The 22,774-nt window shown below is 63.0% G+C and carries 21 protein-coding genes; 7 read left to right on the top strand and 14 right to left on the bottom strand.

Annotated elements, in window-relative coordinates; all coding sequences use genetic code 11:
• Window positions 1-129: 129 nt before the first annotated feature.
• Window positions 130-441 (bottom strand): ArsR/SmtB family transcription factor, encoded by a 312-nt coding sequence (locus M0639_RS29005; protein ID WP_064075504.1) that lies wholly within the window; start codon window positions 439-441, stop codon window positions 130-132.
• A gap of 91 nt (window positions 442-532) precedes the next feature.
• Here M0639_RS29005 and M0639_RS29010 point away from each other — a divergent pair, with 91 nt between their 5' ends.
• Window positions 533-1,591 carry an SDR family oxidoreductase gene (locus tag M0639_RS29010; protein ID WP_064075499.1) on the top strand — a complete coding sequence of 353 codons (1,059 nt, stop codon included), beginning with the start codon at window positions 533-535 and terminating at the stop codon, window positions 1,589-1,591.
• Window positions 1,592-1,730: 139 nt separating this feature from the next.
• On the top strand, window positions 1,731-3,029 hold the full coding sequence (locus M0639_RS29015) for a T3SS (YopN, CesT) and YbjN peptide-binding chaperone 1 (RefSeq protein WP_064075503.1): 1,299 nt from the start codon (window positions 1,731-1,733) through the stop codon (window positions 3,027-3,029).
• A gap of 24 nt (window positions 3,030-3,053) precedes the next feature.
• Here M0639_RS29015 and M0639_RS29020 read toward each other — a convergent pair whose 3' ends face one another.
• From M0639_RS29020 to M0639_RS29045, 6 genes are all read right to left on the bottom strand, one after another.
• Complete coding sequence (locus M0639_RS29020) at window positions 3,054-5,243, bottom strand: transglycosylase domain-containing protein (protein WP_054187244.1); 2,190 nt, start codon at window positions 5,241-5,243, stop codon at window positions 3,054-3,056.
• Window positions 5,244-5,355: 112 nt separating this feature from the next.
• Entirely contained in the window at window positions 5,356-5,565 is a 210-nt protein-coding gene (locus tag M0639_RS29025; RefSeq protein ID WP_019746112.1) for a hypothetical protein, read from the bottom strand.
• A gap of 22 nt (window positions 5,566-5,587) precedes the next feature.
• Window positions 5,588-6,424 carry a carbohydrate ABC transporter permease gene (locus tag M0639_RS29030; RefSeq protein WP_003946046.1) on the bottom strand — a complete coding sequence of 279 codons (837 nt, stop codon included), beginning with the start codon at window positions 6,422-6,424 and terminating at the stop codon, window positions 5,588-5,590.
• Window positions 6,421-7,596: a carbohydrate ABC transporter permease gene (locus M0639_RS29035; RefSeq protein ID WP_007735224.1), complete on the bottom strand. Its 1,176-nt coding sequence runs from the start codon at window positions 7,594-7,596 to the stop codon at window positions 6,421-6,423. Before M0639_RS29035 ends, M0639_RS29030 begins: the two co-directional genes overlap by 4 nt.
• A 20-nt stretch (window positions 7,597-7,616) precedes the next feature.
• Window positions 7,617-8,906: an ABC transporter substrate-binding protein gene (locus M0639_RS29040; protein ID WP_007735225.1), complete on the bottom strand. Its 1,290-nt coding sequence runs from the start codon at window positions 8,904-8,906 to the stop codon at window positions 7,617-7,619.
• Between the two features lie 170 nt (window positions 8,907-9,076).
• Window positions 9,077-10,150 carry an ABC transporter ATP-binding protein gene (locus M0639_RS29045; protein ID WP_003946073.1) on the bottom strand — a complete coding sequence of 358 codons (1,074 nt, stop codon included), beginning with the start codon at window positions 10,148-10,150 and terminating at the stop codon, window positions 9,077-9,079.
• A 114-nt stretch (window positions 10,151-10,264) separates the two neighbouring features.
• Between M0639_RS29045 and M0639_RS29050 the strand changes: the two genes are divergently transcribed.
• Genes M0639_RS29050 through M0639_RS29060 form a run of 3 tightly spaced genes read left to right on the top strand, consistent with a single transcriptional unit; the run spans window position 10,265 to window position 12,010 of the window.
• Entirely contained in the window at window positions 10,265-11,089 is an 825-nt protein-coding gene (locus tag M0639_RS29050) for a DUF2786 domain-containing protein (protein ID WP_030537724.1), read from the top strand.
• Window positions 11,086-11,583 carry a TIGR04338 family metallohydrolase gene (locus M0639_RS29055; RefSeq protein ID WP_039973474.1) on the top strand — a complete coding sequence of 166 codons (498 nt, stop codon included), beginning with the start codon at window positions 11,086-11,088 and terminating at the stop codon, window positions 11,581-11,583. Before M0639_RS29050 ends, M0639_RS29055 begins: the two co-directional genes overlap by 4 nt.
• Before the next feature lie 58 nt (window positions 11,584-11,641).
• The gene (locus M0639_RS29060) at window positions 11,642-12,010 is read left to right on the top strand and encodes a helix-turn-helix domain-containing protein (protein ID WP_042450622.1); all 369 of its coding nucleotides are present in this window, start codon (window positions 11,642-11,644) and stop codon (window positions 12,008-12,010) included.
• On the opposite strand, the gene M0639_RS29065 is transcribed toward M0639_RS29060, so the two are convergent.
• Together M0639_RS29065 and M0639_RS29070 are read right to left on the bottom strand one after the other, a co-directional pair.
• The gene (locus M0639_RS29065; protein WP_003945993.1) at window positions 12,011-12,598 is read right to left on the bottom strand and encodes an ATP-dependent Clp protease proteolytic subunit; all 588 of its coding nucleotides are present in this window, start codon (window positions 12,596-12,598) and stop codon (window positions 12,011-12,013) included.
• A gap of 4 nt (window positions 12,599-12,602) precedes the next feature.
• On the bottom strand, window positions 12,603-13,211 hold the full coding sequence (locus tag M0639_RS29070; protein ID WP_007735229.1) for a ClpP family protease: 609 nt from the start codon (window positions 13,209-13,211) through the stop codon (window positions 12,603-12,605).
• A gap of 301 nt (window positions 13,212-13,512) precedes the next feature.
• On the opposite strand from M0639_RS29070, the gene M0639_RS29075 reads away from it, so the two are divergent.
• Window positions 13,513-14,307 carry an LLM class F420-dependent oxidoreductase gene (locus M0639_RS29075; RefSeq protein ID WP_030537640.1) on the top strand — a complete coding sequence of 265 codons (795 nt, stop codon included), beginning with the start codon at window positions 13,513-13,515 and terminating at the stop codon, window positions 14,305-14,307.
• Here M0639_RS29075 and M0639_RS29080 read toward each other — a convergent pair.
• The 3 genes from M0639_RS29080 to M0639_RS29090 are packed head-to-tail and all read right to left on the bottom strand — an operon-like array spanning window position 14,229 to window position 18,540.
• Entirely contained in the window at window positions 14,229-15,458 is a 1,230-nt protein-coding gene (locus M0639_RS29080) for a CaiB/BaiF CoA transferase family protein (protein ID WP_064075477.1), read from the bottom strand. The genes M0639_RS29075 and M0639_RS29080 overlap by 79 nt on opposite strands.
• Window positions 15,455-17,170: an acyl-CoA dehydrogenase family protein gene (locus tag M0639_RS29085; RefSeq protein WP_064075478.1), complete on the bottom strand. Its 1,716-nt coding sequence runs from the start codon at window positions 17,168-17,170 to the stop codon at window positions 15,455-15,457. Before M0639_RS29085 ends, M0639_RS29080 begins: the two co-directional genes overlap by 4 nt.
• Window positions 17,170-18,540 (bottom strand): MFS transporter, encoded by a 1,371-nt coding sequence (locus M0639_RS29090; protein WP_064075479.1) that lies wholly within the window; start codon window positions 18,538-18,540, stop codon window positions 17,170-17,172. The genes M0639_RS29085 and M0639_RS29090 overlap by 1 nt, the downstream gene beginning before the upstream one ends.
• A gap of 146 nt (window positions 18,541-18,686) precedes the next feature.
• Between M0639_RS29090 and M0639_RS29095 the strand changes: the two genes are divergently transcribed.
• A complete protein-coding gene (locus M0639_RS29095; protein ID WP_064075487.1) occupies window positions 18,687-19,565 on the top strand; it encodes a LysR family transcriptional regulator in 879 nt (292 codons plus the stop codon).
• Here M0639_RS29095 and M0639_RS29100 read toward each other — a convergent pair.
• Window positions 19,562-21,253, bottom strand: coding sequence for an acyl-CoA dehydrogenase family protein (locus M0639_RS29100; protein WP_064075480.1), 1,692 nt, complete (start codon window positions 21,251-21,253; stop codon window positions 19,562-19,564). The two genes, M0639_RS29095 and M0639_RS29100, sit on opposite strands and share 4 nt — an antisense overlap.
• Window positions 21,254-21,263: 10 nt before the next feature.
• The gene (locus M0639_RS29105; RefSeq protein WP_064075481.1) at window positions 21,264-22,769 is read right to left on the bottom strand and encodes a class I adenylate-forming enzyme family protein; all 1,506 of its coding nucleotides are present in this window, start codon (window positions 22,767-22,769) and stop codon (window positions 21,264-21,266) included.
• Window positions 22,770-22,774: the final 5 nt, after the last annotated feature.

Below are 22,774 nucleotides of genomic sequence, written 5' to 3' on the forward strand. Positions count from 1 at the left end.
ACCCTCTGCCGAGCGTAAGGACAACGAGCAACCCGAGAAACGACCACAATGCACATACCGACGGCGCCGGCGATGTGAGGTTTTGCCACAACGTTGGCGGCCCCGGAGGGATCGGTCAGGTGCTGGTACCTACAAACCCTGCTTGATGAATGCAGCAAGCTTCTCGATCTGTTGCTCGTTTCGCTTGTAATGCCGCCACTGACCGATTCGTGTGGTGGTCACCAGATCCGCGGCCTGGAGTGCGGCCATGTACTGAGACGCCGTCGATTGCGACACCTTCGCCCTCGCTTGAATGTGCTTGAGGCACACTCCGACCTCCTCAGCAGGCTCGAGCTGAGGGGGAAAGCTCCCGGGGTCTTTCAACCACTGCAGGATTTGCACACGCATCGGGTTGGCCAGCGCCTTGAACGCCGTTTCCCACTCGGTTGTTGCGTCTTCCATGTTCGTGAGCATACCGCTAGATCGCGAAATGCCGATATGTGTGGTTCACTCCCTATATCGCAACATCGCGATATACCAATGGGAGGCTGAAATGGTGCAGCACGACAAAGTGGCACTCGTGGTCGGAGCCCGAGGCGTGATCGGTGGGAACTTGATCGATCACCTCGAGTCGACCGGAGAATGGAAGATCATCGGACTCTCGCGGCGAGGCGGTACGGACACCGACCGGGTCGAACACATCGCAGTCGACCTGCTCGATCCTTACCGGACTGCAGCGGCACTGAGCGGACTGGGCGACGTCACTCACGTCTTCTACGCCGCCTATCAAGACCGCCCGACATGGGCCGAGCTGGTTCCGCCCAACTTGGCGATGCTGGTCAACACTCTCGACGCCATCGAGCCCGTTGCGGGCGGACTCGAGCACGTCAGCCTGATGCAGGGCTACAAGGTTTACGGGGCACACCTCGGACCGTTCAAAACTCCGGCCCGCGAGAGCGATCCACCGCACATGCCACCCGAGTTCAACGTCGACCAACAGCAGTTCCTCGAACGTCGGCAGCTCGGCAAGTCGTGGACATGGTCGGCGATCAGACCCTCGGTCGTCTCCGGATTCGCACTGGGCAACCCGATGAACCTCGCGATGGTCATCGCCGTCTACGCGACCATCTCGAAGAAACTGGGTGTCCCACTCCGATTCCCCGGCAAACCCGGCGCGTACACCAGCTTGATCGAGATGACCGACGCCGGACTCCTGGCCGAAGCGACGGTCTGGGCCGCGACCAACCCCGAGTGCGCAAATCAGGCGTTCAACATCAACAACGGCGACCTGTTCCGCTGGCAGGAGATGTGGCCGAAGATCGCAGCCTTCTTCGACATGGACGTCGCACCTCCGCTCCCGATGTCCCTCGATGTCGCAATGGCGGACAAGGAGTCGGTGTGGGATGAACTCGTCGAGGAACACCACCTTGCTCGGACCCCGTATTCCGATGTCTCGTCCTGGGGGTTCGGTGACTTCGTATTCGGATGGGACTACGACTTTTTCGCTGACGGATCGAAAGCTCGGCGGTTCGGATTTCACCGCCACGTCGACACCGAAGCGATGTTACTCGACATCTTCGCCAATCTGCAGGCTCGGAAGATAATCCCCTGACTGAAACACGGTCACTCGGATCCTACGAACACTGTCACTGTCGGACCCCACGACTAACGTCGTAGGCGGGGTTTGAAAAGCAGGGGTTTCGGCGAGTCGTCGGTAGGGCCCCATGCGCCCCCGGACCAGAGGAGCGACGATGTCGGACAATACTTTCGATCTGGAAATCCTGAGTGCCTGGACTACTTTCGAGACTCATCTCGCTCGCTACATCTCCGTGATGGAGGACGACGACACCCTCGTGGTGGAGTCGCATTACGACAGCATGGACGAACTGGCCGACGCACCCGCGTGCATCCAGTTCTTCGCATGGAACCAGACCTCCGTGCGCTGTGAAGTTCCTTCCAACAGGTTTCTGCATCCACTGCGCATGCTCGAACCGGAAGACCATTCAGCGCTGCTCGACATGGGGTTCAACGCTCCCGATCTGTGCGAGCACGAACCCGAGGGCAATGGGTCCATGTCCTTCTACATCGACGTCGACCGCGCTCGTCCCGAGGAGCTGGTGACAATGGTGTTGCGCGTATTCCGCGAAATGTGGAGCATTGCGCACCCGTCGTTCCTGCGTGCCAGCACCAGTGGGCGCGAGTCGACGCCGGCGTTCGCCACGACGCCGTCTCACGCTCCCTCGGGTTCGGGCGACATGCTGCGGATCCTGGTCGACGGGGCCGTCGAGCGCCTTCTCGGTCATCCGCCCAAGCGTGACGACGACGGCGACATCCCGCTGGTCCGCGGTGAGCAGGTCACCTATGTTCGTGTCCTCGAGGACGACGAGTACGTAGAGGTGTTCTCGCGGGTCGTGCATTCGGTGGAGAACCTCGAGAACGCTGCTGTAATTCTTGCTCAGCTCAATCGGCAATGGCCGACCATCAAGCTCATTCTCGTCGAGCAGAGTGTGCTGGGCGTGGTCCGCGTGGACGGCGCACCCTTCGTCGCCGAGCACCTGCTGCGGGCTCTGCGCTCGTTCGCCGAACTGGCCGAAGCATCCGACGAACTCGCCGAAGAACTGGGCGGGCAACCCATCCGCGCAACCGGAGACACCGCCTTCAACGACGGCATGGCCTCCGAGCACGAAGATCCCGGTGCCGAATACGAGTCACACGAGTGCCACGAATTTCCGCCGGCTCTCATGGCGCTCCTCGAACTCGACGCAGACGGAACGGGCGAGCTCAGCGCCGAAGAGGTTGCCGTGATCTGTGAGCACGACCGCGACACCATTCTCGACTACCTGCGGATCAGCCAGGAGCAGGAGACTGCCTGGCACGAGGCGTTGACCGAGTCCATCCGCCGCAAGGACGACGACACCGACCTGTGTGCGGGCGAGAAGCGCGCGTGGACGCACGCGATCCGCAACCTCAGGCGCGGACTGCGCGTCGTCGTACTGCCCGCCAAGGATGCAGCGCCCACCCAACTCGGTCTCTTCGACGATCAGGCCTGAGAACCGGAAATCGAGCGCTGCTTGTCAGCCCGGTAGTGGGATGACGATGCCCGGCAGGATCTCGATCTGACGCGGCAACTGGGGGAGCGGCGGCACTTCGATCGGCGGTAGGCCGGGCACCTCGATGGGCGCCGGGGGAGCGACCGCGCCCGTCGTGGGCGTGCCCGTCCCGTCCCCCGAGGTCACGCCGGAGTTCGCGGGAACGCCGGCCTGCCCGCCGATGGGGTCCGGCCACGGGAAGCTCTCCCAGTCGGATCCCTTCAGCGCGCCGTCCATCGTGCTCTTCCAGATGTCCGCAGGCACTCCGGAGCCGTAGATCAAACCACCGTAGGAGTTGGTGATGGCCTGAGCGTCGGAAGTTCCGATCCACACCGCGGTGGACAGCGACGGCGTGTAACCGACCATCCACGCATCCTTGTTCTGCCCCGTGTCACCCAACTGCGCGGTGCCGGTCTTGGCAGCAGACGGGCGTCCACCGGCAAGCGCGTGACCGTTCGAGTACGACGCGATCGGGAGCATTGCCTGCGTGACGTTGTCGGCAACGGCAGCATCGAGACGACGCTCACCGGGAGAGACCGGGCGATCGAGCAGGACTTCACCTTCGGCCGTCACGACCTTCCGGATGAAGTGCGGCTGCTGGTACACACCGGAATTGGCGAGCGTCGCGTAAGCGGACGCCATGTCGATAACGCGAGACTGATACTGGCCGAGCACGATTCCGTTCTCCGGCGGACCACCCTCCTGTGTGAGCGTCGGGTAGTCGAGTCCGGGAATGTGCTCGGGGATGCCGGCCAGGTGGGCGGCGTCGGCGATCTTCTGGGGACCGTTCTCCATCGAGAGCATCAACCGGTAGAAGCTGGTGTTCAGCGAACGCTTGAGTGCCTCGGCGATGGTGCATCGACCACAGGATTCGCCGCCGACGTTTCCGATGGTCACGCCGTTGATCGTGAGCGGTGAACTGTCGAACCGTGCGGACAGCGGAATGTCTTCCATCAATGCTGCGACCAGACCGAAGACCTTGAACGCTGAACCGGTCTGCAGCGGCGCCTGGGCGTAGTCGAAGCCGGCTCCGTCGTCACCGCCGTAATAGGCGTCGACGCCACCGGTCTTGGGGTCGATGGACACTACTGCGGTCCGCAGGTCTTCCGGCTCGCCCTCGAGATTCCGCCTGACGGCGTTCAGCGCAGCTTCCTGCGCAACCGGGTCGATGGTCGTCGTGATCTGCAGACCAGCGGTGTTCAGCGTCTGATCGCTGATACCGGCCTCGGCCAGTTCCTTGAGTACCTGCGTCTTGATGTGGCCTTCGGGTCCTGGCGCCTGGTTCAGATCGGTCGGCCGATTGGCGGGGGCGACGGCCGGGAACTGCATCGCGTCGCGATCCGTCTTGGTCAGGCTGCCCAGTTCCACCATGCCGTTGAGAACGTAGTCCCAGCGCGCTTGCAGCGCGGACAGATTGGTCTCGGGGTCCAGGAACGACGGGCTCTGGATGACGGACGCGAGAACTGCGCCTTCCTCGACGCTCAGCTCACTGACCGGCTTGTCGAAGTACGCGTTCGACGCGGCGGCGATGCCGTACGCACCGCGACCGAAGTAGATGGTGTTGAGATACGCGGCAAGAATGTCGTCCTTGGACCATTCGCGCGCCATCTTGGCGGAGATGACGAGCTCACGCAGCTTCCTGTCGATACTGCGCTTGTCACCGACCAAGACGTTCTTCACGTATTGCTGAGTGATCGTCGAGCCACCGCCGGCACTTTCCTTGCCCATCACGTTGTCGCGGGCAGCGCGAGCAAATCCGGAGATCGAGAACCCGGGGTTGGTGTAGAAGTTACGATCCTCCGCCGAGAGCACCGAATCGCGGACGTGAATCGGGATGGCCGACAACGCGACCTCGGTCCGGTTTCCCTCCGGCGGCACTACCTTGCCGAGCACGGTCGTGCCGTCGGCCATGTAGATGGTGGACACCTGATTGGTCTGCATGTCAGAGGGGCGCGGGACGTCGGTCCGGCTGTACGCGACAGCAAAAACCGACGCGGGCACGATGACCATCAGGAGCACGAGCACGTAGATGGTCCGCCGGACGTACCGCCACTTCGAGCGCTGCTTTTTCGCGGGCTTGGCCGACTTGTTCGACCGGGGCGAATTAGCCGACTTGCCCGATCGAGCCGACGACTGATCGCCACCCGTCGCACTCGATCTGTTCGATGGACTCACTCAACACTCCCGGTCGTGGATCCGGACTTACCGGCACCATTCCACCAGGGTGATATCTCGATCAGATAACTCCCGGCAACTGCGATACCGAAATGTCACCCTACCGGGCTGGCTACTCGCGACGTTCTGCTCGGACCGCGTTCCGATATCCGCGGAACGCGAGCCCGAGAGCGACGACGCAACCGAGCAGCACCAAAGACGGCATCACGCCGGGGTCTCCCTTGACGATCGCGACCACAGCGCCGATCAACGCCATGAGGGCGAAGACCGAGATGAAGCCGGCAATCAGCTCCATACGCTGGGCGCGCGAAGCCCGCCTCATCGAAACCGTGCGCAAGCGCGCATCACGACTTGACGCCGCCTGCGGTCAGACCGGCGATGATGCGTCGCTGGAAGATGAGAACCATGATGACCAGCGGGACCATCACGAGGGTTCCGCCGGCCATGATCGAGGTGTACGGCGTGACGAATGGGTCCGTTCCGGAGAACTTGGCCATCGCCACGGTGACGGGTGCGGTCTTGTCACTCGAGAGTTGGAGCGAGAGCAGGTACTCGTTGACCGTTGCGATGAAGGCGAGGATCGCGGTGGTGAACAGTGCCGGCGCGGCGAGCGGAAGCATGATCAGACGGAAGGCCTGGCCACGGGTGGCGCCGTCAATACGCGCCGCCTCTTCGAGCTCCCACGGAAGCTCGGAGAAGAACGACGTCAGCGTATAGACCGTCAGCGGCAGCACGAACGAGATGTTCGGGATGATCAGCGCTTTGTAGCTGCCGATCCAGCCGATGTCGGTGAACAACTGGAACAGCGGGGTCACGAGGGCGACGACCGGAAACATGGACGCGCCGAGGATGATTCCGGTGACGAAGTATTTGCCACGGAAATCGAAACGCGAGAGCGCGTACGCCGTGAACACGCCGATGACCAAGGCGATCAGCGTGGTCGCGCCCGCGATGATGAGGCTGTTCATCAGTGCACGGGTGAAGTTCACCTTGGCATCGGGATCGAGCGCCGCGGTGAAGTTGGACAGAGTGAGATTGGTGGGCCACAGCGACGTCGAGAACGTGTCCGCGGGGTCGCGCAGCGCCGTCACGATCATCCAGTAGCAGGGAGCGAGTCCCCACACGATGATCAGTACGACGCCGATGTAGGTGCCGATCTTGCCGCGTAGTGCCTTGTTCATACCGGCTCCCCCTTCCGCTGCTTTTCCTGCGTGCTGACCGCATTGGCTCCGAGGAATCGGACCAGGATGAAGGCCACAGCGAAGATGATGAGGAACGTGATGGTGGACAGTGCCGACGCCGAATTGGCGCCGACGCGCATCTGATCGACCACCAGAACCGAGATGGTGGAGGTGGCGGGATTGGATCCCATCATGATCGCGGGCAGGTCGTACATGCGCAGCGCGTCCATCGTGCGGAAGAGCACCGCCACCATGAGTGCGGGCTTGACCAGCGGAAGCGTGATCATGCGGAACCGCTGCCACGCCGTCGCACCGTCGACCTTGGCGGCCTCGTAGACGTCGGCGGGAATCATCTGAAGACCCGCGAGGATCAGCAACGCCATGAACGGCGCGGTCTTCCAGACGTCGGCGACGACGATCGCGAATCGCGCCGGCCAGGGGTCCGCCGTCCACAGGATGTTGGTGCCGAGGATCTTGTTGGCAATGCCGTCGTTGGCGAAGATGAAGAACCAGAGCTTCGCGGTGACGGCGGTGGGGATGGCCCAGGGAATCAGCACGGAAGCGCGGAGCAAACCGCGTCCGCGGAACGTCTTGGCCATGATCAACGCCATCGACAGACCGATCACCGTCTCGAGCAGGACGGTGACGACGGTGAAGCCGAACGTATTTCCGATCGACTGCCAGAACTGCGATCCGAGTGTGCCGGGCGGGCAGGGAATCGAGCCGTTGGCGGTGTTGCAGGACTGGGTGATCCAGTTCTTGTAGTTGTCGAACCACGTGAACTGACCGGTGACGAACATGCCGGTCTCGGGATCGAGCTTCTTGCCGTCGCTGTGCATCGACATCCAGATCGCTCGTCCGAGCGGATACAGAATGATGACGGCGAGAACGATCAGCGACGGTGCGACGAACGCCCACACCGGAACTCGTCGACGCTTCTTCGGCTTGTCGGCCGACGCAGGCGGGGGCGAGGTCGGCGGGGGTGGAGTAGCTGCAAGGTCAGGCAGAACCTTGGTCAGGGATGTCCCTGCTGCCTCGGATGCCGACGGCTCTTCTAGCGGTTCCGGTGCACGGTGTCTCCCACCAACGCCCGAACGGTCGGGACCGGTTGAACCGGCCCCGACCGTGGGGTTGGTAGGCACAGCCGCGGAAGGATCCTGCGGTTCTGCCATTGCTTATTGCTCCTGGTAGATCAGTTACCGGCGGTTTCGATGCCGGCCTTGGTGTCCGCCAAGGCCTGCTCGACGGTCTTCTCGCCGCGAATAGCAGCGTAGGTGTTGTCGGAGATCGACTTCGACACCTGCGTGTAGTACGGCGTGACGGGGCGCGGCTGAGCGGTGGCGAGTGCTTCCTTCAGGGTCGCGAAGTACGGGAACTGAGCGAGCACTGCCGGATCGTCGTAGACAGCCGAGAGGACGGGTGCGCCGCCGACCTCGGTGAAGTACGTCTGCGACTTCTTGGTCTGCATGAACTCGAGGAAGTCACGAGCCGTGGCGGGTGCGTCCGAGTACGCGCTGATGCCGACGTTGTAGCCGCCGACGGTCGAAGCGCCCGGTCCGTCGACACCCGGAAGAACGGTGTAGCCGTACTTGCCGGCAACCGAGGTCTTCTCACCGTCGACCGAGAAGCCGGACCACGTGCGCATGAAGAGTGCCTTGCCGTCGCCGAACGCGGTCTGCGACTCGCCCTCGGAGTAGGTCAGCGCTTCCTGCGGGATCGTGTTGTCGGCGAAGTTGTCGACGATCGACTGAACGCCTGCCTTCGTCTTGTCGTCGATGGCCGGGGTGAGTCCGTCCGGGCCGACCCACGGTCCGTCGAAGGCGTTGGTGATCTCGGTGGTGTTGACCGTCAGGCCCTCGTAGTTCTTGAACTGACCGATGTAGCAGGAGATGCCGGCTTCGACAGCCTTCGGGCAGTTTTCCTTGAGCTCGGCCCACGTGGTGGGGGCCTTCTCGACGAGGTCCTTGCGGTAGTACAGGAACGCGGCGTTGGTGTTCTTCGGCGCTGCGTAGAGCTTGCCGTTGTAGGTGCCCGAAGCGACGGTCGACGGCAGGAGGCCGGACTCGTCGATCGCGAGGTCGCCTTCGAGCGGCAGCAGCCAACCGTTTGCGGCGAACTGGGCGGTGTTGACGACGTCGACGCCGATGAGGTCGTACTCGTCGCTCTTGGCCTGCATGCGCTGGGTGATGTCGTCGACCTGCGCGTTGGCTTCCTTCGCCAGCGGCTTGAGCGTGACCTTCTCGTCCGGATGCTCGGCATTCCAGTCGGAGATGATGTTTTCGAGCGCCTCGTTCAGGGCATCCTGCCCCTCGACGATCGTGATGGGTCCGCGGCCTTCGCTCGAGGACGATCCCCCGGATGCGGCCGTGGTGCTGGTTCCGCTGTCCTTGTCCGAATCGGACGAACAGCCTGCCAGTACCAGCATGGACGCTGCCGTGGCTGCAATTGCAGCGCGGCGCATCGCCTTCGAGTTCAGAACCATGGATTCGCTCCCCGTATGTGTATGACAAATAGACGGTCACCGAGAGCCTGCTCACGGCATGCGCCATGAGTGCCGTCTCCCGGCATCGGCCCCTACTGTGGCACGAGACACCCCTACTTGTGGGTATTACGCCGAACCTGAATCGGTCATGTGTCGTTTGACAGGTCCACCTAACCCAGGCGACGCCCGTCGGTGGTGGCAAAAATGTGCACCTTCTCGGGGTCGACGCGCAGGTTGACGCGCTCGCCCTTCTGCGGCGGATTGCGCCAGTCACCACGCGAGACGATCTGCTGCAACCGTCCGCCGATCGTGGTCCGGCCGTAGACGTAGGCGTCCGAGCCCAGTTCCTCGACGACGTCGACCTCCATCGGCAGGCCTTCGGCGGCGATCTCGAGGTGCTCGGGGCGAATACCCAGAACAACCTCGGTTTCGACGACGCCGTTCATCGTCTCGCGCGGAACCGGAACGATCCCGTCACCGAATGCGACGCCGCCGTCGACGACGGGGAGGGTGAAGAGGTTCATCGCGGGTGAACCCATGAAGCCGGCGACGAAGACGTTCTTCGGCTTGTTGTACAGCTCGCGCGGCGAGGCGCACTGCTGCAGGATTCCCTTTTCGAGGACGGCGACGCGGTCACCCATCGTCATGGCCTCGACCTGGTCGTGGGTCACGTAAACCATCGTGGTCGCGAGGCGTCGTTGCAGCTGAGCGATCTGCGTACGTGTCTGCACACGGAGTTTCGCGTCGAGGTTCGAGAGCGGCTCGTCCATCAGGAAGACCTGCGGCTGGCGGACGATGGCGCGGCCCATCGCCACTCGCTGACGCTGGCCACCGGACAGCGCTTTGGGCTTGCGATCGAGGTACGGCTCGAGATCGAGCATCTTCGCGACCTCTTCGACGCGGGCGCGGATCTCCGTCTTGTTGGTTCCGGCGAGCTTGAGCGCAAAACCCATGTTCTCGGCCACCGACATGTGCGGGTACAGCGCGTAGTTCTGGAAGACCATCGCGATGTCGCGCTCTTTCGGCTCCTGACCGGTGACGTCGCGGTCGCCGATGAGGATGCGTCCGCTGTGGACATCTTCGAGCCCGGCGAGCATGCGCAGGGTGGTCGACTTTCCGCAGCCGGAGGGTCCGACGAGGACGAGGAACTCGCCGTCCTCGATCTCGAGGTCGAGCTTGTCCACTGCCGGAGTGTTCGATCCGGGGAACAGGCAGGTGGTGCTCTCGAAAGTCACTGAAGCCATGACGGGGTTGATCCCTTCTACCGGCAGGAACGTGCCGGACGATCCAAGTTGAGGGTGAGCGTGTGCGCTAGCAGCATAAACGTCCGTGTCGGCGCGCGAGCGTAGTCTTTCACGGTGAGTTCGGAGAAGATGCTGACCCGCATCGGTGCGCTGCTTCGCCAAGCGGAGTCCACCGACAATCCACACGAAGGTGAAGCCTTCATGGCTGCCGCTCAGCGGTTGGCCACCAGTTCCGCGATCGACCTGGCGGTCGCGCGTGCGCATACCGCGTCTTCGGAAAAGCGTGCGACGCCCACTCAACGGCTCATCACCATCGGCGAACCGGGCAAGCGCGGACTGCGAACGTACGCCCAGTTGTTCATCGCGATCGCCGCTGCCAACGACGTGCAATGCGACATCGCGCAGACGTCGGCCGTCATCTACGCCTACGGCTTCGCCGGCGACATCGACGTGTGCGAGGCCCTGTATTCGAGCCTGCTCTTCCAGATGGTGCGTGACTCCGATGCCTACGTGCGTTCCGGGGCGTACCGCGGCGAAACGTCCGTGCGGACCGTCGTCGAAACTCGTGGACGACGACGCGTCAGCACGCAGGTCCGCAAGCCGGTGGCCGGAGTGACGGCGCGCCTGAACTTCCAGATGGCGTACGCGTCCCGCATCGGCGCTCGGTTGGCCGAGACGAAGCAGGAGACGGAGAAGACCGCGATCGCAGAATCTGCCACGTCGTCTTCCGAAACCGCACTCGTGCTGCGTAACAAGGAAATCGAGCTGAAGGACTACTACTCGTCCAACTCCAAAGCGCGTGGGACGTGGCGGGGCGGCGGCCGCGCAAGCGCCGGGCATTCCTCACATGCTCGACGAGCGGGTGATCGGGCGGCGCGCTCCGCACGTCTGGGGAACCTTCCGGAGATCGGCGGGGTGCGCGGGCAGCTGGACTCGTGAGGGATACGCAGCGGAGCGCCGTCTACGAGGCAGAGACGTTGGTGCGCACCATGTTCGATCGCGCCGACCAGCGTGGACTTCGGAGCGTCGAGGTCATGGGTTCCACCATCACCTTGCCGGTCGAGCGCAAATTCGGTTCCGTGGAGTCGGTCCAGGCGTACTGCGATCAGCTACTCGGGCTGAATTGGGTACGGGAGACCTGGACTCGCGCAACCATTCCGGTGTCCGTACGCTCCCGCGGCGGCAATGCCGCCGCTCACTACTCGAACGACGTCATCGCCGTCCCGGACGACCGTGACGGCCGGTGGGCGCTACGCGAATTCGTTGTCTTGCACGAACTGGCGCACCACCTCGGCGACCCCACTTCCGACGAGGCTTCCCACGGGCCCGAGTTCGTCGACCGCTACACCAGCCTTGTCGGCGAGATCATCGGGCCCGAGGCGGCCTTCGTTCTTCGAGCGATGTTCCTTGCCGGTGGTGTTCGAACGGACTAGATGTCAGCCCTCGGCGAACCCGGTGGTGTCCGTACCGGTCGGCTGGAATACTCGGCCTATGGATGCGCCGCGCAGACTGGTCCTGGTCAAGGGTGAGTCGGAACTCCCCGATCCGGCTGTTGCCGTGCGCAAACCCCCACTGATTCGTGAAGCCTACGGACGAGTGCTGCGGGAGGTTCGACGCGATCAGGACCGAACTCTCGACGACGTAGCCGCAAAGGTCGGGATGTCGAAGCAATACCTCTCCGAGATCGAACGGGGCAAGAAGGAACCGTCGTCGGAAATTCTGCGCGCAATCTGCGAAGCGCTCGGGATGCCGCTCGAGCATCTACTGTTCCGAGCGGGCAACAGGATCGTTGCACTCAACTCCCTCACCTTCGGGCACTCTCCCTCACCGATCTCGGGTCCCGTCCTGATGGCGGCCTAGTCAGTTCCCTTCGATGAGGGTGTCGGCCAGCCCGTAGGAAATTGCGTCGTCGGCAGTGAAGATCCTGTCGCGATCGGTGTCCTTACGCAATCGCTCGACGCTCTGACCGGTGTGCTTACTCAGAATCGCCTCGGTCTGCTCCCGGATTCTCAGGATCTCGGCTGCTTGAAGTGCGAGGTCCGAGATGGTGCCGCTACCTTGCGTCGACGGTTGATGCAGCAGCACCCGCGAATGGGCGAGAACATGCCGATGGCCCGGAGTGCCGGCGGCGAGAAGCACCGCAGCAGCCGAAGCCGCTTGACCCATGCAGTACGTCGAAATCGTCGGCTTCAAGAACTGCATGGTGTCGTAGATCGCGAGCATCGCCGTGGTGGAACCGCCGGGAGAGTTTATGTACAAACCGATTTCGCGATCCGGGTTGTCGGCTTGCAGATGCAGCATCTGAGCCATCACGACGTTGGCGACGCCGTCGTCGATCTCTGTGCCGAGAAAGACGATGCGTTCGTTGAGCAGCCTGCTGAAGATGTCGAAAGATCGCTCACCCGTTGGTGTTCGCTCGATGACACTGGGAATCGTGTACTGGGACATGACGTCACAATCCGATCTTGGGGAAGGTGGCTTGCGGTGCTATCTCGGCGAAGGACGTCACGACGCGGTCGACGATTCCGTACTCGCGCGCCTGCTCGGCGGTGAACCAGCGATCCCGATCGCTGTCGGTCTCGATCTCTTCGACGGTCCGGCCCGTTTCGGCGGCGAGGATTTCCTGCGATTGACGCTTCATCAGCTCGAGGCTCTCGGCCTGGATCGCAATGTCCACCGCAGTGCCACCGATACCCGCCGAAGGTTGGTGCATCATGATGCGGCTGTGCGCCAGGCTGATTCGCTTGCCGTGGGTGCCGGAGCAGAGGAGCACCTGGCCCATGCTGGCGGCGAAGCCCATCGCGACCGTCACGACGTCATTGGGGATGAGCTTCATAGTGTCGTAGATGGCCAGACCGGCAAACACCGATCCGCCAGGTGAATTGATGTAGAGCACGACGTCGCGCTTGGGGTCGGTGGTGGCGAGGAGCACCAGTTCCGAACACACACGTTCGGCCATGGCGTCGTTGACCTCGCCGGTGAGCAGAATGGTTCGCTGTCGGAAGAGCCTGTCTGTCAACAGGTCACGGTAGCCGGTATCGGTGGGAGCTTCAGTAGTCATGAATCCATTCCTACCGGCGCGGCAGTGCCGCGGCCCCGCTTGTCTGCTGTGGGCAGACCACCCCTGTTTTTACCCGCCCCCTCTGTTGACTGCCGCCTTTTTTGCCTGCCCCCCCCTTTGACTGCCCCCCTGTTTGAGCGAACGGCACGTTCAGTCGATCTAAGGCGCCGAAAGTACCGTTCGCTCGAAAAGGGGTGGGCACAAGATCGGGCAAACCCGTCACCGACGGCGGCGGTAGCGGTACCGCGCACACCCGGCCATGATGGGAGAAGACAACCATTCCTCTCGTCAGGAGCGTGGCATGACTCGTCCGGTACGCATCGGTGTTCAACTCCAACCCCAGCACGCACCCGATTACGGGTTGATACGCGACGCCGTCTTGCGGTCCGAGGACGCCGGGGTGGACATCGTCTTCAACTGGGACCACTTCTACCCGTTGACCGGCGATCCCGACGGCGCACACTTCGAATGCTGGACCATGCTCGGCGCCTGGGCCGAGCAGACCGAACGCGTCGAGATCGGCGCCCTGGTCACCGGTGGTGGCTACCGCAATCCGGATCTGCTGGCCGACATGGCGCGAACCGTCGACCACATCAGCGGTGGGCGCCTGATCCTCGGTATCGGTGCCGGCTGGTTCGAGAAGGACTACGACCAGTTCGGATACGACTTCGGCACTCCCGGTTCACGGCTGAAACTGCTGGGCGAATACCTCCCCCGCATCACGGGCCGCCTGGCGAAGGGCAACCCGCCGCCGACGCGCAACATCCCGGTCCTCATCGGCGGTGGCGGCGAGAAGAAGACCCTGCGCCTGGTCGCCGAGTACGCCGACGTCTGGCACAGCTTCGGCGACCGTGAGACACACCTTCGCAAGTCAGACATCCTCTCCGACCATTGCGCCGACGTGGGCCGGAACCCGCTGGAAGTAGAGCACTCGGTTCCGTGGCCTGGGCTCGAGAATGCTGCTGACCTGGTCGCCGACGGTGTCTCGCTCTTCACCGTCGGCGTCAGCGGACCGGACTACGACCTCACGACGCTTGCCGAGGCCATCGGTTGGCGCGACGACAACACGCCGCCTGCGTTGAGCGGGCTGGCCTGAGCGGTACCAAGGACTTCGTCGTTGTCGGCGCCGAGAACGGGCGGCGCCGACGTCAGACGTGGCCTCTGGCCGGAGAAGTTGACCGGAAAGGCCACTTGCTTCAACGGTCCGAGCGTCGGATGGTCGACGGTTCCGACCATGCCGAGCGCGGCAGTGTGGGGATCGGAGTAGATCTCGTCGAGATGCCGGATCGGTGAGACCGGTACGGCGCGTTCGGCGAGAAGAGCGCACCAGTGTTCGACGGTCTCCGGTGCGAAGGCGCTGGTGAGTTCTCGTTCCAGACTCTCGCGGTTCTCCACCCTGTCGCGGTTGTGGGCAAAACGCTGATCGGTGACCAGTTCACTCCTTCCGATGACCTCGGCCAGCGACGCCCACATCGCGTCGTTGCCGACAGCGACGACGAAGTACCCATCGCTGGCAGGAAATGCTTGATACGGAGCAAGATTCGGATGACCTGAGCCCAACGCAGTCGGGCGCTCACCGGTGGCGAAGTAACTGGTCGCCCAATTCACGTGCATCGCGAGTTGGCACTCGTACAGCGACGTGGTCACGTACTGTCCGCGTCCGGTCCGGCCTCGCTCGACCAATGCAGCCAGCACCCCGACCAGTCCGAACAGCGCTGCGCCCAAGTCTCCCAACGCAAACCCGGATTTCATCGGAGCACCACCCGGTTCACCGGTGAGCGACATGAGCCCACCCGCGGCCTGCGCGATCATGTCGTACCCCGGTTCGTCGCGCAGCGGTCCTTCTTCACCGAAGGCAGAGATGTGCAAGGTGATCAGATGCGGGTATCGCTCGGACAGCGCCTGGTAGTCGAAGATCTTCTGTAATCCGCTGCCCGGCTTGAAGTTCTCCACGACCACATCGGTCTCTTCGAGCATACGGTGGATGATCTCCTGTCCTTCGGTGGACTTGAGGTCGATCGTGACCGACTTCTTACCGCGGTTGATCGCGAGATAGTAGGCGGCATCGACCCCGACGAAGGGAGGCCCCCACGAACGCGTGGGGTCGCCGCCTTCAGGGTGTTCGATCTTGGTGACGTCGGCACCGAGATCGGCAAGCGACATGGTTGCGTACGGCCCGGCAAGGATCTTCGACAGATCGAGCACGCGGACACCAGCCAAGGGTGTGGGTCCTGTTGGAGAATTCACCGCTGACCTCCTGCTACGGAGAGGAACTCGGCTACGACGTCACGTGCATCATCCAGCTCGACGTCACCGCCGTCGGTGATCACGTCGAGATTGCCGAGTGCAGCCGACGGCACCTTCCCCACAAGACCGGCCAGGTAGGAATTCGCCACCAGCAGTGACCGGTACCCATTACCGTGTCGGATGCCGTGATCCGCAAGGTCGAAGAGCAGGGTCGCCATGACGGTACGAGCCAACTCGTCGGAGTACCTTGCACTCGCAGCCTGCGCGGCATCGTCAGATCCGGAGATCAGACGATCTCCTTCCTCTACCAGTTCCTCCCAGCGCCGCAACAGAACTCCGGCCCCGGCTTCGCAATCCGGTCCGACGGTGGACAAGATGTCCGTCATCGCTTCCGCGACCGTGCGGTGCGAGTTGAACTTGCGTAGGCACCGAAGTACGTCCAGCGCAATGACATTGCTCGAGCCCTCCCAGATCGAGCCCAAGTGGGCATCCCGCACTAGTCGCGCGTTGGCCCATTCCTCGATGTAGCCGTTTCCTCCGCGCACCTCCATGGCCTCGCCGGTGACCACCCGCGCGCGTTTGCAGACAAAGTGTTTGGCGATCGGTGTCAGCACCCTGATCAGTGCGCGCGCCTGTTCGTCGCCGCCGTCTGCTGCCTGAAGACACTGTGCGCTGTACGCGACCAGGGCCAGCGAAGCCTCGGCATCGAGTGCAAGGGGAAGAAGCGTCGCCCGCATCAGCGGCTGGTCGAAGAGCTTCTTACCGAACACGACTCGACTCTTCGAATGTTCGACGGCTTCGCGGACTGCTCGGCGCATGAGAGCGCTCGAACGCATCGCATTGGACAGGCGAGACGTGTTGACCATCTCCGCCATCTGGCGGAATCCTCGATCGAGTTCGCCGACCTGGAGTGCGTGCGCGCGGTTCAGCGTCACCTCGCCGCTCGGCATGGAACGCGTACCCAGCTTGTCCTTGAGACGATCGATCGTGAGGTTGTTGCGCTCGCCGGATCCCAAGGTCTTGGGCACCATGAACATTCCGACTCCACGCGTCGAACCATCCTGTCCGCCCGGGAATCTCGCGAGGGTGATGATCACATCGGCATCCGGGTTGGAGGCGAACCACTTCTTGCCCGTCAGAACCCATCCGTCACCGTCGCGCTCGGCGCGTGTTTCGGTGCAGGCGATGTCGGTGCCTGCCTGAATCTCGGTCATGAACATCGCACCCGTCTTCGCCTGCTCGGGGTCCGTCGACGTCAACGCGTCGATCCAGGGCGAGAACACGGCCGGATCACCGAACATACGCAGGGTCCGCGCAGCAGCATCTGTCATCGACACCGGGCAGGCCAGCCCGAACTCTGCCTGCACGAAGATGTACGACGCGAGGTACTTCGCGAGTGGCGGATGCACGGAGTCCCATCCGTGCAACCCTTTTCGGTGCGACATGGCGGACAGGCCGTACTCGTTGTACGCCGCCCGGCACAGTTCCAGGTAGGCCGGGTGATAGGAAATCCGGTCGACGCGGTCACCGGCCTTGTCGAATTGCTGCAGCACCGGCGGGTTCTTGTCTGCGATGTCGGCAAGCTCGGACAAACGGCCGGCTGCATCTCGGCCCAGTCGGTCGAGCAATCCGTTCAACGTCTCTCGGTCCGCCCCGGCGGTCCATCTGTCCACTACCGCTGTCAGAGCGGGGTCGGTGTGTGCAAAGTTCATCAGTGGTCAACGCCTTTCAGGGTGGAAGCATCGGTCATGTTCGAGGAGCTCGTCGACTCCAGCCCTTGCCCGTGCAGCGCACTCCTGCGCAACAATGCAGTCATACAGACAAGGGAGAGAACGACATACACGAGCCCTAGAGCTACGACCGGCCAGATCGAGTTGGTTCGCGTCAGCAGATACTGGCTGACCATCGGGGCCGTTCCGGCAAAAATGGCGGTCGACAATTGGTACGACAGAGAGATGCCGGTATACCGAACATTGGTGGGGAAAACCTGCGCCAGGATGCCGGCCAACGCGGCGTAATACATTGCGTGAGGCGCCGTCGCGAGGACCATACCCAGAATCGCCAAGGGCACGGAGCCCGTCTGAACCAGCACGAACATCAGTGGTAGGAGCACGATCTCCGGAAGCAGCATCCAACGGACCGCTTTCGACGGATCGATCCGCGTGGCCAGCACAGCGCCGAAAGGCTGTACGAGCGCCTGGGCTACCAGTGCCACGGTGATCACGAGGAGGAAGTCACTACGCTCGAAGCCGAGATCCGTTGTCGCCCAAGAGAGCGCAAAGGTTGTCTTGACGTACGTGATGGCAACACCGGCAACCACAGCGCCGACGCCGAGGGCAAGTTCGACGGGATGCGACCGCAACACTTCGACCAGCGGCATCCGTGTACGCTCTTGTGCCGCAACAGCCTTCTTCATCTCGGGTGTCTCGGAGATGTGCAGACGGATGTAGAGAGCGACGATCACCAAAGCTGCGGATCCGAGGAACGGCAGACGCCAACCCCACGACTCGAACACGGAATCCGACATCAACGTCAGGCCGAGGAAGGCCAGCGTCGCGAGCAGGTTGCCGACCGGTGAACCCTGCTGCGCAAACGCACCGTAGAGCACCTTTTTCTTCGGGGGAGCGAACTCGGTGGCGATCAATACGGCGCCACCCCATTCGCCGCCCATGGCGATGCCCTGGAGAACACGCAGTGCCACAAGCAGTATCGGCGCCCAGATCCCGATCTGGGAGTACGTAGGGAGGAGGCCGACACCGACAGTTCCCAAGCCCATGAGCGCGAGGGTGATGATCACGGCGTTCTTGCGACCGAACTTGTCTCCGAAATGACCGAACACCACTCCGCCGACCGGACGAGCCACGAATCCCACGGCAAAAGTCGCGAAGGCTGCGAGTGTCCCCACCGCCGGCGACGCATCCGGGAAGAACAGCGGGCCGAGCACCAAGGCGGATGCGGTTCCGTAGATGTAGAAGTCGAACCATTCGATGGTCGTTCCGACAAACGCCGTGATTCCGGCCTTGCGTGCCTGTTTGGTGTTGTATTCAGGCGGATTGGTGTCTTGACCTGGGTGTTGATCCACGGTTCTCCCTGATTCTCGCGTCGGGCATCACCAAGGGATGCAATGTGAGGCGTGAATCACTATCGTCCGAAATCCATGTAGAGTCCAAGACTTAGTTCGACTTATTTATGTGGGAGAACCACATAATGAAACCCGGGAGGAGCGACGTGGAACTGCGTCAACTGCGCGCGTTTCTCGCAGTCGCCGACGAACTTCATTTCGGCCGGGCCGCCGAGCGACTCCACATCGGGCAGTCCCCGCTCAGCCAGACCATTCGGGGGCTCGAGCGTGAACTGGGTACCGACCTGTTCGTCCGGACCACCAGATCAGTGCAACTGACAGCCGCCGGCGAAGCCTTGGTCACGCCCGCACGGATCATCGAAGCGCAGATCGCCGTGGTACGAGAAATCGCATCGGCCGCGTCGACTGGCGAGACGGGCCGTGTCACAGTGGGTTTCGGCGGAACAGGCGGCTACACCGTCCTGTCGGCCCTCACACGGTCCTTGGCCGACTCCCATCCGGGAATCGAACTGGAACTACGGCCGCAGATGTACTCGGGTGAGGTGCTCGACGCTCTCCGACGCGGAGCACTGGACATGGGCATAGTCGGCCTGCCCATTCCGCGCGGATTCGAGACTCACACTGTGCGGGAGGAAACCTTGATGGTCGCGGTTCCGGCCAGGCATCACCTCGGTACGCATGACTCGGTGTCACCGGAAGACCTGGCAACCGAGCGATTCGTGATGTATCCCGCCGAGCACGGCTCGGTGGTGCGCGATGCAACGTTGTCCGTTTGCGCCACAGCAGGTTTCACGCCCACCATCGCACACGAAGCCCCCGATCCGTACAGCCTGTTGGCCATGGTCGGAGCGGGGGTCGGGATCGCCGTCGTCGTGGAGTCGACGGCGCATCTGTCCATGGACGGGGTCGTGTACCTGCCGATCGCCGGGGCCACGCCCACGCTGAAAATCGCGATGGCATGGCGACCCAACAATCCGACGCCGGCAGTACACACCGTCACCAGGGTACTGAGGGAGCAGCCTTAGGCTCTCGCGAGAACTCCGGCGAAATCTGTTCCCACAGGCAGAGTTCCGTACTCGTGACCACGGTCGGCGCCGAGGCGAGCGGCAATGAACGCATCGGACGAGGCGGCCGGGGAGTGGCGCACCATGAGCGAAGCCTGCAGTGCCAACGCCATAGCCTCGACGACGGTCCGAGCGTGGAGTTGAGCGTCGGCAGGTGCCATCGTGGCGAGCTCACCGAGTTGGCGTCGTACCCGATCGAGGTGCTGATCGAGGACCGGGTTGTTGCCGCGGGCGAGGTTGATCTCGTGGTCGAAGGCGGCAACGGAGTCGGGTTCACGGGTCATCGCGCGCAGGACGTCGAGCGCGATGACGTTGCCCGACCCCTCCCACACGGCCATGACGGGCTGCTCACGGTAGCGACGGGCAAGCGGGAAGTCCTCGGTGTAACCGTTGCCGCCCAGGCACTCGAGGGCTTCGTAGGAGTGGTGCGGGCCGCGCTTGCAGATCCAGTACTTCGCAACAGCCGTCGCGAGTCGGCGGAACGCCTTTTCCTGCTCGTCCGCGTCCTCGTCCTGCGCGCGAGCCAATCGCAGTGCGGTGATGGTGGCGGCTTCGGATTCGAGAGCCAGATCGGCAAGCACCGAGGTCATCGCCGGCTGATCTGCCAGGACGGCACCGAAAGCGCTGCGGTGCCGTGCATGCCACACCGCTTCGGCGACCGACTGACGCATACCTGCCGTGCTGCCGAGGATGCAGTCGAGTCGCGTCTGGGACACCATTTCGATGATGGTCCGCACGCCACGACCCGGTTCGCCGATCATGGTGCCGACGGTGCCGTCGAGTTCGATCTCGGACGACGCGTTGGACTTGTTGCCCAGCTTGTTCTTCAGACGCTGGATACGGAAGACGTTGCGTGTGCCGTCGGGCAGGATGCGGGGGAGAAGGAAGCAGGAAAGTCCCTCACCGGCAGCACCTTCGGCCTGAGCAAGAACCAGGAACGCGTCGGACATCGGCGCGGAGCAGAACCACTTGTGTCCGGTGAGCAGGTAGTCCGCACCCGGACCGCCACGTCCGGCCGGCTTGGCGATGGTCGTGTTGGCTCGCACGTCGGAGCCGCCCTGCTTTTCCGTCATCGACATTCCGAATATCGCGGATGCCTTTCCGGGAGCATCCAACTCGGGGGTGTAACTCCGAGAAAGGGCTCGCGGCGTCCAGAGAGCGGCCACGTCCGGTTGCAGCTCGAGCGAGGGGATCACGGCGTGCGTCATGGAGATCGGGCACGCGTGGCCCGGTTCGACCTGGGAGAACAGCATGAATGCCGCGGCCCGAGCCACGTTGGCACCCGGCTTCGGGTCAGCCCAGGCAGAGGTGTGAGCACCGTGCGCAACGGCAGCAGAGATGATCCGGTGATACGACGGATGGTATTCGACCTCGTCGATGCGGTTTCCCCAGCGATCGAAGGTCTTCAATTCGGGGATCACCGTGTTGGCCAGCTCGGCGTCGTGCTGGAATCCAGCACTGCCAACCAGTTCACCAATATCGGTGAGTTCGCTTGTGGCCCAATCGGCGTCGTGACGCGCGACGCCTTCGGCCAGGACCGTATCGAGCAGGAACTCGTTGACGTCCGTGCGCGGTACCGACTGGTTGAGCACTGCATGGGTGCGATGCGGAGCCGGGTGGGTGACGGTCTTCTCGGAAATATCAGTCATGACAGGCCTTTCAGCTCGCTGCGCGGATGAGGTGCTTCTGGATCTTGCCGGTCGGTGTACGCGGAAGAATCGTCGCGAACACCACTTCACGCGGAATCTTGTAGCGCGCCAACTTGTCCGAGAGGTAGTCCTTGATGTCGTCGGCGCTGATGACATCCGGTTCACGCCAGACGACGTGCGCGACGACGGTCTCGCCCCATTCTTCGTTGGGTTTTCCGACAACGGCGACGTCGACGACGTCCGGGTGGCCGGAGATCACGTCCTCGACCTCCTTGGAGTAGACGTTCTCACCGCCCGTGATGATCATGTCCTTCGCGCGGTCGACGATGAAGAGGTAGCCGTCCGCATCCTTGCGCGCCAGATCGCCGGTGCGATACCAACCGCCGTCGGCAAATGCAGCCTTCGTGGCAGCGGGGTCGTCGAGGTACCCCTGCATGACGGTGTCGGCGCGCAGCCAGATCTCACCGATCTGATTGGGCTCCGCGTCGGTGCCGTCATCGGCAACCAGGCGCAGGTCGACGCCGGCCAGCGCGACGCGGCCGATCGAGCCCGCCTTGCTCAACTGCTCTTCGGGGTACAGCACGGTGCCCACTGGCCCGGTCTCGGTCATGCCGTAGACCTGCCGGAATTCGGTGGTGCCGTACGACTCCACCAGTCGCCGAGCGACATCCGCGCCGATCGGTCCCCCGCCGTACAACCACGCACGAACGCTTCCGAGGTTGTAGTCGGCAAAGTTCGGCACGAGGTTGAGTGCGGTGGTATAGATGACCGGCGGGCCGAAGCAGAGGGTAATGCGTTGTTCCTGAACTGTTTCCAGAAATTTGACGGGATGGTACTCGCGCAGCAGCACGACGGTTCCGCCCATGTAGAGCGTGGACATGAACCAGTTGTTGAGCGGGGAAGCGTGCCAGATCGGGACGGCCATGAGCAGTCGCTCGTCCCGAGTCGTCGACACGGCGAGGGCCGCGGTGACGGCAACACCGACGACGTTGCGGTGGCTGTGGACGCAGCCCTTGGGCGAGCCGGTAGTCCCCGAGGTGTAGAGGATTTCGGCCGGATCGTTCTCGTCGATGTCGATACCGTCAACGCCGTCCTGGCGGGTGATGGCGTCGTCGAAGAAGTCGAAACCGTCTGCGACAGAGTCCGTGCTGATCAGCTTGGCCGTTGTCTCCAGTCGACCGACAACCGGCGCCAACTCACCGTCGAAGACGCACACCGACACCTTCGCGTGTCCCAGCACGTAGGCAACTTCCGGAGTCTGCATCTTGTGGTTGATGGGGACCACGACGGCGCCCAAGCGCCAGGCACCGAGCATCGCGTACACGAATCCCGGAGTGTTGTAACACATCAGCGCGACGCGGTCGCCCGGCTGCACGCCCAGCGACTGCAAATAGCCTGCGGCGCGTCGACTTCCGTCCTGAACCTGGGAGTACGTGTGATCGTGACCGTCGAATATCAGGAAGGGTTTGTCCGGGGTCTTGGTGACGTTGCTGTCGAATACGCGAACGATATTCATCGAAG

It is taken from the genome of Rhodococcus qingshengii JCM 15477, from assembly GCF_023221595.1.
GTDB lineage: Bacteria > Actinomycetota > Actinomycetes > Mycobacteriales > Mycobacteriaceae > Rhodococcus_F > Rhodococcus_F qingshengii.